The sequence below is a fragment of the Cupriavidus sp. 05T313 genome, from assembly GCF_056396665.1.
In genome coordinates, this window is the sequence record NZ_JBFTLX010000255.1 from 1 (window position 1) to 10,175 (window position 10,175).

The 10,175-nt window shown below is 61.4% G+C and carries 10 protein-coding genes; 7 read left to right on the forward strand and 3 right to left on the reverse strand.

What is annotated here, in order from left to right:
* The 3 genes from AC1DKD_RS34405 to AC1DKD_RS34415 form a co-directional block, all read right to left on the reverse strand.
* A partial coding sequence (locus AC1DKD_RS34405) for an aspartate-alanine antiporter-like transporter (RefSeq protein ID WP_477144276.1) occupies positions 1-991 on the reverse strand: 991 nt, incomplete at its 3' end.
* Between the two features lie 106 nt (positions 992-1,097).
* Positions 1,098-1,664 carry a hypothetical protein gene (locus AC1DKD_RS34410; protein WP_477111995.1) on the reverse strand — a complete coding sequence of 189 codons (567 nt, stop codon included), beginning with the start codon at positions 1,662-1,664 and terminating at the stop codon, positions 1,098-1,100.
* A 602-nt stretch (positions 1,665-2,266) separates the two neighbouring features.
* A complete protein-coding gene (locus tag AC1DKD_RS34415) occupies positions 2,267-2,698 on the reverse strand; it encodes a host attachment protein (protein ID WP_441635584.1) in 432 nt (143 codons plus the stop codon).
* 719 nt (positions 2,699-3,417) lie between these two features.
* Between AC1DKD_RS34415 and AC1DKD_RS34420 the strand changes: the two genes are divergently transcribed.
* The 7 genes from AC1DKD_RS34420 to AC1DKD_RS34450 all read left to right on the forward strand — a co-directional run bounded on the left by AC1DKD_RS34420 (position 3,418) and on the right by AC1DKD_RS34450 (position 10,037).
* Positions 3,418-5,046, forward strand: coding sequence for a trypsin-like peptidase domain-containing protein (locus AC1DKD_RS34420; RefSeq protein WP_441635582.1), 1,629 nt, complete (start codon positions 3,418-3,420; stop codon positions 5,044-5,046).
* A 77-nt stretch (positions 5,047-5,123) separates the two neighbouring features.
* Entirely contained in the window at positions 5,124-5,903 is a 780-nt protein-coding gene (locus AC1DKD_RS34425; protein WP_477144277.1) for a protein phosphatase 2C domain-containing protein, read from the forward strand.
* A gap of 31 nt (positions 5,904-5,934) precedes the next feature.
* Positions 5,935-7,617: a protein kinase domain-containing protein gene (locus AC1DKD_RS34430; RefSeq protein WP_441635578.1), complete on the forward strand. Its 1,683-nt coding sequence runs from the start codon at positions 5,935-5,937 to the stop codon at positions 7,615-7,617.
* Positions 7,618-7,661: 44 nt separating this feature from the next.
* Positions 7,662-8,150 carry an RT0821/Lpp0805 family surface protein gene (locus tag AC1DKD_RS34435; protein ID WP_441635576.1) on the forward strand — a complete coding sequence of 163 codons (489 nt, stop codon included), beginning with the start codon at positions 7,662-7,664 and terminating at the stop codon, positions 8,148-8,150.
* Positions 8,151-8,171: 21 nt separating this feature from the next.
* On the forward strand, positions 8,172-8,945 hold the full coding sequence (locus AC1DKD_RS34440; RefSeq protein WP_441635574.1) for a S1 family peptidase: 774 nt from the start codon (positions 8,172-8,174) through the stop codon (positions 8,943-8,945).
* A 122-nt stretch (positions 8,946-9,067) separates the two neighbouring features.
* Positions 9,068-9,658 carry an OmpA family protein gene (locus AC1DKD_RS34445; RefSeq protein ID WP_441635572.1) on the forward strand — a complete coding sequence of 197 codons (591 nt, stop codon included), beginning with the start codon at positions 9,068-9,070 and terminating at the stop codon, positions 9,656-9,658.
* Positions 9,659-9,830: 172 nt separating this feature from the next.
* Entirely contained in the window at positions 9,831-10,037 is a 207-nt protein-coding gene (locus AC1DKD_RS34450; protein WP_441635570.1) for a DUF6494 family protein, read from the forward strand.
* Positions 10,038-10,175: the final 138 nt, after the last annotated feature.

Consider the following 10,175-nt stretch of genomic DNA (forward strand, 5'->3'; position numbering starts at 1 on the left):
CCCCGCGCGCGCCCGGCCAGCGGGCCAATTCCTGCAGGGTAAGGCCATCCACCTCCTTGTTGGTGACGTAAATATCAACACCCTCTGTCTGGATATTGAGCAACTCCGCGTCTTCGACTTCCCTGCCGCTTGGACCGAGGCGCTCGATCATCTGGTGGCGCTTCCCGCCAATCGCAACAACGTCGCCCGGCTCCAGCCTGGTGCCAAGGTCCACCACCATGATCTTGCCGCCACGACGAATGCGTTCAACGAAGGCTCTGACGCCTTCTTGCGTGCCGGATTCCAGTTCGCCGACGGACTTGCCGATATAAGGGCTGTTTGGTGCCAGTGAGTAGGCGCGCAGTTCGAATTCGTGCCACTCCGTGCCGGCCGCGCCCGGCTCTCCCGCACCGAGTTCCTTCTCGTAATCCTTGCAAGCGGCCACCAGGTCGATACCCAGCAGCTTCGGGCCGATCTGTGCCAGGATGATTGCCGAACCCACGGTGCCGAAGATATACGTCACCGCGTACGCGATTGGCATGCCGTCAAGCATTTGTTTCGCCTCATCCGGTGGTAAGCCGAGCCGGTTGATCGCGTCGGTGGCCAATCCCATGGAGGCGGAGATCGTTTGCGATCCCGCTAGGAGCCCGGCAGCCGAACCCAGGTCATACCCGGCCATCATTGCTGCTCCGACTGACGATGCCAGGCACAGCACACACATGATCAAGGCAAAGATGGCTTGTGGCACGCCGTCCTTGGCGATGCCGCGTACGAACTGCGGACCCACGCCATAGCCCACCGCGAACAAGAACATGAGAAAGAAGACAGACTTCACATTGGCGGAGATTTTCACGCCCAGGATCCCGATGACGATCGCCACGAGCAGCGTCGACGTTACAGYGCCCAGGCTGAATCCCTTGTAGCTTTTTCCGCCAATCCAGTATCCGATTCCCAGCGCGAGAAATATCGCGATTTCCGGATACGCTTTGAGTGTTGTAACGAACCAAGACATAGYCACCTCCATGAGCTATGGGTAGGTCAAAACGGGCGCATCCGCTCCCGCAGTAGTCCATCGCAATGATTCCTGATGAATCCCGATGGCAAACGCAGGAAACGGATCATCCTGTTTTTCGCCTGAGAGCTTCCAAGGCTTCGGGCTTGAGCAACTCAAGGCCACGCGCCGCGTTGTATCCGTGAATCTTCTTGACATCCAGCTTGCGCATGAAGGCAATGGTTTCCGGCGTGATAACCATGTCGCTGCGCGTATTGTTGATATTGATCTGCACCAGCGATGGTGGCAGGAAATCCGGAAGATGCGACTCACCTTCGTCCTCGATGATCCAGGCCTCTCTATTGTCCCGGTAGCTATTGGAAAGCAGAGCGCTGCTGATGCGCTGCACAATGCGCGCCAGGCCAACCCAGTCCCCGTTTGCCAGGCGCGCCTGCACCAGTGCAATCAAGTGCGGTCCGGGGTATGCGTTCAACTCTTCGATTGGATGTAACTCCTCCAACACAGCAATGGCTTGCTGGCGCAATTCGTCCCCGTTTTGTGCCGGCCGGGCGGCCAAGGCTCGCGCGATACGGTTGAGGGTGCTCCAGCGGTCGATACGTGCGTCCCAGGCGGAGAAGAACTGGTTGAGTCCAAACTTCGGAACCATTGCTTCAGTTGCTTCAGTTGCAGTCATGTCTCGCCTCCATCGTGCGAACGGCACAACATCGGGGCAGATCGCATCCCGCACGACGCCATGCCCTGTTTGGGGTATGTTCGCGTGCGCGATACCGGTTTGGCGCGTAGCGCGGCCTGCAACGAATGGCAACCTCAGTTCGTCAGTGGCGAGGAATGCTCAGCGCGATAGTGCAAGTCAAATATAGTGCGCAATTTGACGATCGGGAGAAAATTCCGGTCGTGGCTGGCGGTTCACTATCCGCTCACTATCCGAGATTCAGCAGCGGCATGGCGTGTCTGCCGAGTGTCAGATGAGGGGGTATGTGTTTCGTCAGACGGGAGACGGGGGTGACGGATCGGGTCTCGCAGCCGTGCTGGTCGGGCTCGCTGCCGCCATGGCGGGAGCCCGCCAACTCGCTGGAAAGCGATAGCAAGACAGCTGGAATGCGCGCCCCTCTTTCACGGCGTGGCGCTTCAATGGCGAGGCGCGCTTGCTGATTGATCCTCAAGCGCAGCGGCGCCGCCCGCTAATAGGGTGCATGGGACGGCGCTCCAGGACACATGCAATGGCACGAAGCCCGGAAGTCTCGCCGTCCGCGCCTGACAATCAGTACGTCTGCCTCAACTCCTGTTCAGGCGGCGCTGAATTTCCAGGGGTTTCAGCTTCGAGATATTCTCATCGAGTTCTTCGAATACCGCCTTCTGGGCCGCTTTGCCCAAGTGCTCGCGCAGCTTGCCGAGAAACTTCGGCGCCGCGGCCAGGCGAAGCTTGTCGTAGCGATGCTCCTGGCCGGCCTGCTCGAGAAATTGCCCCAACATCCTCGCGAACGCATCGTGCTCCCGCTCGATGGGGTCGGTGCGGGGTGGCACGGAATGACCCGGCTCGCCCTTGCCAGCGTAGCGTCCCTGGGCATCCTGGCGCAACTCGCCGTCCCTGGCGCGGCCCAGCGGGTTGATAAAATCCTGAATCTCATGGAAGTCGTTGCCTGTTCCATGGGCCTGGAAAATCCGGGCGCGACTGCTATCGGCGGTAATAGTCCAGATGGTCGTCATCGCCAGTTCCTCCTGTCAGGCCAGGTTCATGGTTCAAGGATAGGTCCTGCGGCGGCTGCCGTGGAGGTGCAAAGCTTCTCCGTCAAGCGGAAGCTCATGTGGGAACGGAGCCGGTCGCACCCTGCATCCGATACTGCAGGACGAGCCGTGTGCACGGCGCGTGACTTTGCATTGATGGGGATGACCTGTCTGCCGACAGGTCAGGAGAATACGACGCCATTTCTCGCCCTATCGCGCAGTGCCGGCTTCCTTTGGCGAACCTATTCCGGGTCATCTATACTTTTTTTGATAAGTACCACCATAGCGTCACATTTCGCGCCAAGCCGGCGCGCTTCAGTGCCCGGGGGGTAGGTCGCCGGCAGTGCGCTTCGATGAGACGCCCGCCGGTGCCATTCGGGGGTGCGCATGCCTTGGCCATCTTCACCTTTGCCCATCTTGCACCTTGGCCCCATTGTGCTGGCGCGAGGTGCAGCTTTGCCGTCCCATGTCCTGCCCGCACGGGCGCACGCGTATCGCCAGAAGCGGCCGGCAGCCTGTACCGGCAAGGACGCTCGCATGCGAGGATCGCAAGACCCCACATTGGCGGTTGGCGGAGATCACTTTAAACATACCGGTGTCCGGGATATTGCGGAAAGCGCTGATCGATCGGGTTTTCGTGATATCGCGAGAGAATCAGATATCTTCAGAAACGTTACCCGGCAACCATAAGGGAGACCGGGATGACGCGCATCATCATTACTCACATTTCCGGTTCGAAGGCACATCAGATCGAACAGTTTGAAGTTGACCGGTTCGATCAAATAATCCTGGGGCGGGACCCGGCGGCTACTGTCGTTTTCGACCCGCAGCGCGACGATCTGGTGAGCCGCCAGCATGCCGCAATTCAAATCGGGAAAGACGAACCCCCTCGCTATACGCTGGTCGATCTGGGCAGTAGCAACGGTACATTCCATAACGGCCGCGCGGTCAAGGATGAGACGTTGCTGGCGCCGGGCGATAGCATCGAACTGGGCGAGGGCGGACCGCGTCTGACGTTCGACCTTGAGCCGCGGCCCGTTGTTGCACCCGCTCCGACACGCGTGAACGCAAAGGCTGTAGCTGAAACGCGGGTGAGCCGGCCTTCGGTGCCTCCTCTCGGCGTCTCCGCTCAAGCCACGGACGATCGCGTGGGTAAAGAGACAGTGATACGGATGCTGGATCAGCAGAAGCGCTCGGCCGGGCGCAAGCTGCTCATCGGCGCTGGTGTGGTGGTGGTGCTGGGCGCCATCGTTGTCGGCGCATTTTCGCACTTCGGTATCCTGTTCGGGAAAAGTCCCGAGGCAATCGTCGCAGATTTCGGTGCGGCAACGGTGGTCGTGGAGGCCCGCTGGCATATCGTGGACAAGACCACGGGCCGCCCCGTTTACCAGCGCATCTGTATCGTCGAAAACCTGCGGCTTCCCTGCTTTATCCAGATCGATAACAGTCCCATTCAGCGCTGGCTGACGACTGACGACGACGATCATCGCGGCATTCCAATTGAAGTGGGTGGACGCGGCAGTGGATTTGTCGTCAAGGACCAGGGATTTATCCTGACGAACAAACACGTCGCCCAGGGGTGGAAGGTGCCGGGCTGGATGGACTTCGACTCGAATGGCGGCATACTGATTCGGGTCTCGACGGCTGGCCAGGGTGAAGTCAGCCTCGCCCGGATTAACCCAAAGGCCTTCAGGCATCTCAAAGGCTGGGACTTTGACCACCCGGTGAGGTTGATAAGGCCAAACTTCGCCGTGCCGGGAGGCATGGCGCTTGGCACCATGTCCATGGCCGTTCTCGAGGGGCGCAATGAGAACCTGGCGGTGCGCTTTCCCGATACGCGGGATAGCATCGAGGCACGTGTCGTCAAGTCGTCCGCCGAAGCGGACGTGGCGGAGATCAAGATTGATGCCACACGCAAATTGCCTACCATCAACCTTGCCTCGGTGGGTTCCCGGCCACGCGTAGGCGAGCGCGTGACGGTGCTCGGCTATCCAGGCATATCCGAGGAAAAGCACGCGATCGTTCAATCGAGCGAAGGCGGAAACATTGCCAATCTCGTCGAATTGATTCCTCAGCCCACGGTAACGGAGGGCATCATCGCGAAGGTCGGCGACACCGTCAAGGCAGAGAAGAATGTTCAGACCTACGATGACCTCGGCGACGTCTATCAGCTTACGGTGACCGCCACGGGCCACGGCAACAGCGGGGGCCCGGTGTTCGACCGCGACGGCAAGGTGATCGGGCTGTTTACCTATTCCCGTTCCATGGGCGACGAACGCGTCACCTTCGCAGTGCCGATCAAGTACGGACTCGACTTGCTGCTTAACTGAGCTCACCGGGAACGCTTGCCATGTGCGCAGACCAGACTAGTCCAGCGGATCGATCCCGGCTTGCGGTCAGGTGCGCGATGCTGAGCGATGTAGGTTGCGTCCGCGGGCGGAACGAAGACGCGGTCGGCTGCATGATTCCGCGCGAGGACGATCCGTTCGCGCGTGCCGGTGCGCTGGCTGTTGTGGCGGATGGCATGGGTGGGCACGCAGCAGGCGAGGTGGCTAGCCAGATTGCGTTGCGCACGGTACTCCACGAGTATTACCGTAGTGCGCCCGTGCCGGCGGCTGCACTGACAACGGCGTTTGTCGTTGCCGATCAGGCTATCCGTGATCGTGCCGCCGCCGACCCCGGTTGCGATGGGATGGGAACCACCTGTAGCGCGGTCGCCATTGTTGATGGCCTCGCATATATCGCCCACATCGGCGATAGCCGGATCTATCTCCTTCGCCAGGGCGCGTTCCGGCAATTGACCCAGGACGACTCGCTCGTCGGCAAGATGTTTCGCGATGGACTGCTGACGGCGGAAGAAGCCAACAGGCACCCGGACAGGAATGTACTTCTGCGGGCGCTTGGGGCACCGGACCATGCGCCGTCGGTTTCGCCCGAAGGATTTCCGCTGGCGCATGGCGACGTCCTGATGCTATGCACCGACGGCATATTCGGCCAGGTCGACGACGCTACGATTAAGTCCTTGCTCATGAAGCTTGACCCGGTCGATGCCTGTCGCAAGCTGATTGAACTCGCGCGCATGGCGGGCGGGCTGGATAACGCGTCGGTTGCGATCTGCAGTTTGCAGCGGYAGCCGGCAACCGGTAGCGAGTCGGTTCGCTCAACGCGCGAGACCCGTCCTTTCTGAAAGCAACATTAATGGTTTTGATGGACTCGCCATGTCAGCCAGGCAGATAGGCCACTACGAGATTCGCACCCTGCTGGGGCGCGGCGGGATCGGCGAGGTCTATGGCGCCTTCGACACCGAACTCGAGCGTGATGTTGCCATCAAGACCCTGAGGCCGGAGCTAAGCCTCGACAAGGCATTCCTGGAGCGCTTTCGCGCGGAGGCCACCAGCCTTGCCAAGCTGAACCACCCGAACATCACGACGCTGTACGCGCTGTTCAAGGACGCCGATACCTTGTGCATGGTGATGGAGCTCGTTCATGGCCACACACTTGAGACCGTCCTGCAGCGCATCGGCCAGTTCACCGTGCGGGACAGTCTCGCGGTGATCATCCAGGCCATCATGGGTCTGCGCTACGCGCACAAGATGGGCGTGATTCACCGCGATATCAAACCATCGAACCTGATGTTGACKGACAGCGGCACGCTGAAGATCATGGATTTTGGCATCGCGCGCATTCAGGGTTCGCAACGCCTCACGCAACAAGGCGACATCGTCGGCACCCTGGCCTACGCGTCTCCCGAGCAATTGCGCGGCCATGAGGGCGACGGCAGAAGCGACCTGTATGGCCTTGCGACCGTCCTGTACGAACTGATCTCCGGGCGGCTGCCTTTCAACGCCACCAGCGACTATGAATTGATCCGCGCGCAGGTGGAAACGCTGCCTCCGCCTTTGGCCTCGCTATGCCGGGATCTCGACCCGGGCGTTGAAAGGGCGCTGATGCGGGCGCTTGCCAAAGCCCCCGAAGAACGGTTCGACTCGGTAGAGGACTTTGGCCGTGCCCTGGGGGCTGCTTCGCTACTTGCTGATGCGCCTGATATCGTCAGCGAAGGCGTGCTTCAGAGGTTCAATGCGCCCGATCTCAAGACCACCCGCGTCGAGAGCGTGAGCTCAAGCATCGACACAAGCGTCAACCCAAGCGTAAACACAAGCCTGAACGCGGGAGCCCAACTGCGCGTCGATGAGGATGTCGCTCGACACGCTGGGCCACATCCCGCACCGCCGACAACTGCGGACGAATCGCATTCCCGGCAGGTTGAGCAGGCTCCAACCCGCAGCACGGCGGTCAGGCCGGAGCCGGTGCGACCGGGGCCGCGGCTTCGCGTTGCGGGTCTGGGCGCGGCTGCCGCCGGGCTCGTCGTAGGTGCCGGAATACTGTTGATGGCATTGACCCGGCATCCGCAGCCGACGCCCCCGGCACCCCCGCCGGCGTCGAATGTGCCGCCGCAGGTGTCCGTGGCTGAGCCACCCGTGCAGGAACAGCCGATCGATCTTCCGCCGATCGCGCTGATCCCGAAGCCTTCTTCCCCCCCGGCAGGGCCGGGTGGGGGTAATCCCGCGTCGCCGCGGGCCAAGCCAGACCTTGAGGGAACCGTGGCCCAGGTGCTGGATTCGGGAGCGCTGATCGTCGGCGGGAAAATTGTCAATCTTTCCTCCATACGCGGCGAAGACGGAAAGCCTGCCCAGGCCATGCAGCGCTATCTCAAGGGTAAGGGCAACCAGCTCCAGTGTTTCGCCAAAGACAAGGCCTTTCAGTGCTTCGCGGATGGAGAAGACATTGGCGAGCACGCTCTCCGAAACGGCTGGGCTCGCGCAAGGGACGGCGCGCCGGCGCAATATGCCACTGCCGAGCAGGACGCGCGACGCGCGCACGTCGGTGTCTGGGCAATGTAGTCAAGGGGGGGGCGATTCCGCCTGACTGTCAAAGGATAAACGCAATGAACAAATGGACTCTAGCAATTGCCTGCACGGCAACCGCAAGTGCGGTTCTTGCGGGGTGTGCGCAGGGCGATTCGACAGGCATGAACAAGACCACTTCGGGTGCGCTGATTGGTGCTGGCACGGGTGCTGCGCTTGGCGGGATCTTTAGCCATGGCAATGCGGGCGCAATAGTCGCGGGAGGCATGGCCGGCGCCCTGCTTGGCGGCATCATCGGCAGAGAGATGGATGAGCGAGACCGCGAAGCCCGCCAGGCCGCATTGAAGCAAACCTTGCAGACCGCGGAGAACAACCAGCCAAGGACCTGGCGTAACCCGAAGACGGGGAATTCCGGCACCATCAAGCCGCTCAGCGGATACACGAAGTCCGCAAGCGCGCAAACGTGCCGGAACTTCACGGAGACTTACGTAAAGGAGGGGAAGTCTTACGAACAGACTTCGCGCGCGTGCCGGAATGCAAAGGGAGAGTGGGAGCTGGCCACCCAATAGTGTCTTTCGGGATCGAATTTCATGGAACGGTGCGCGCCCTCCTCGCCGTGGTGCCTGGTTCTGGCAATTGGGGCGATCGGCATCTGGGTTCTAAGCGCAGCCGCAGAGCGCGGCGGGTCGCCCGATGACTTCGCCGGCGATATCAAAGCTGTGGGCGCACAAAGACACGCAAATCCCGGCCACGGAAAGGACAAGAGCCATGACGGGATGCTTCGCAGCGGCACGGCATTCTTTGTGGCGCAGTCCGGAGAGATGCTCACCAGCGCGCACGTCGTGCGCGGCTGCCGGCAGATCGATGTCTGGCCAGCCGACCTGAAGAGCGTGCCCGCATCAGTTGTGGCCATCGACGAGCAGCGAGATCTGGCGCTGCTCGCAACGAACCGTCCAGTGGAAATGGTGGCGCGGCCCATTGCCAAATCCGTCCGCCGGGGCGCGCCGGTCTATACGATCGGCTTCGGCCTCACGCCATCGACGCCGCTTGTGCCTGTCATGACGCGAGGGTCCGTGCGCGGCATTGTGCAGCCTGAGGGCCATCGGCTTCTGGTGCTGCGCGCTGCGCTGCATGAGGGCAATAGCGGAGGGCCGGTTGTCGACGCGCAGGGTGAGTTGCTCGGCATGGTCGTGGGACGGTACACGGACAAGCCTGAACTCAGCGTCGCGGTTCCAGCGCAGGACCTTGCACAGTTCCTCCACTCAATGTCCATCGCGCCGGCGCCGCCCGCGCTTCAGGCTCCGGAGCTGAAGCCCGGCACAAGGCTCAGGCAGATTTCGGCTCTCGTTCAATGCGCCGAGTAGATGCCCTGGGAAATGCCCTCGGAGAGGCATGGCGAATGCCGTAGCATACCTATAATGAATGGCGAGGATTGTGGCGATGCACAGCACGAGCGTGGAAGCGCGCAAGTACCTGGAGTTTCAAAATGGCAAATGTCACGCGTTTCGCTTTCGGTACGCACCGGTTGATCCCCCTGTTAATCGCGGCGCTTTCCATCCTCGCTGCCTGGCCGTCCGCCCGTGCAGGCGAACTCTTAATGAGGGAACAGGACATTAGCGTTGAGTCGATCACCAATGCCTTGACTCCGCAGGATGCGGATGACCGGAACGAGACACTCGGCATCGTGCACCGTGATGTCCCCGCGACGCAGGAACTCGGCAGCGCGGCGAAAAGTCCGTCCGCGCAGTTGCTGATCACATTCAACAGCAATTCTTCGAGGCTGACCGCAAGTGCCCGTGCGGCGCTCGGCAAGGTCGCCCGCGGGCTGCAATCGGCAAGGCTCTCCTCATACAAGTTTCGTATCGAAGGGCATGCGGACCCGCGCGGCCCGGCGGATGCCAACCTGAAGCTTTCCGAGAGCCGCGCCGCGGCGGTGGCGGAATACCTGACGCTGGAGGGCGGCATAGCCGCGGACCGTCTGACGCCGGTGGGCAAAGGCGCTACCGAGCCACTGAATATGCAGAACCCCACCGCCCCCGAGAATCGTCGTGTGACCATCGTCACGGTGAAGGAATAGTCGCTGCATGTGGGCTCACGCTGTCGCTGAGCGGCGACTGCGCCGACTTTGCCGAGGCCGGCGGGGATCCAGCCATCGCGGGTGATGGGGCAGGGCGGTCGTGGGACAGCCGGGCAGCAGACGTACCGCGCATCGCCTAGTCTTGCGTTGTGGTAACAGCCAGGAGAGTGCTATGAACGAAGAGACCTTCAACCTCAGCATTCGCAAGTTCCTCAAGGTCGTCGGCGTGAGCTCGCAGCGGGAAATCGAGCAAGCGGTATCCAGCGCGCTCGCGGCCGGCACCGTCACCGGCACGGAGCGTTTGCCGGTCGTGGTTACGTTGGAACTGGCGGCTTTGCAAGTCAAGGTTCAGTTTGACGGCGAGATTCAGCTTGAGTGACGCCGGCTGTCCTCCGACGCTTTCGCTGATCGCAAGTGGCTAAAGGGGCTCCCACAAGAATTTCCCAGAAAAAGCTTGCAAGCTTAGTGGGAAACCCTTAGTATTCGGTCCCCCGCAGCAGGAAACACCGCTGCAAAC

Bases quoted from the DNA above. Each gene is read 5' to 3' on its own strand.
- AC1DKD_RS34435 (WP_441635576.1), top strand. From the start codon at position 7,662: ATGAACAAATGGACTCTAGCAATTGCCTGCACGGCAACCGCAAGTGCG.
- AC1DKD_RS34415 (WP_441635584.1), bottom strand. From the start codon at position 2,698: ATGACGACCATCTGGACTATTACCGCCGATAGCAGTCGCGCCCGGATT.
- AC1DKD_RS34410 (WP_477111995.1), bottom strand. From the start codon at position 1,664: ATGACTGCAACTGAAGCAACTGAAGCAATGGTTCCGAAGTTTGGACTC.
- AC1DKD_RS34440 (WP_441635574.1), top strand. From the start codon at position 8,172: ATGGAACGGTGCGCGCCCTCCTCGCCGTGGTGCCTGGTTCTGGCAATT.
- AC1DKD_RS34420 (WP_441635582.1), top strand. From the start codon at position 3,418: ATGACGCGCATCATCATTACTCACATTTCCGGTTCGAAGGCACATCAG.
- AC1DKD_RS34445 (WP_441635572.1), top strand. From the start codon at position 9,068: ATGGCAAATGTCACGCGTTTCGCTTTCGGTACGCACCGGTTGATCCCC.
- AC1DKD_RS34450 (WP_441635570.1), top strand. From the start codon at position 9,831: ATGAACGAAGAGACCTTCAACCTCAGCATTCGCAAGTTCCTCAAGGTC.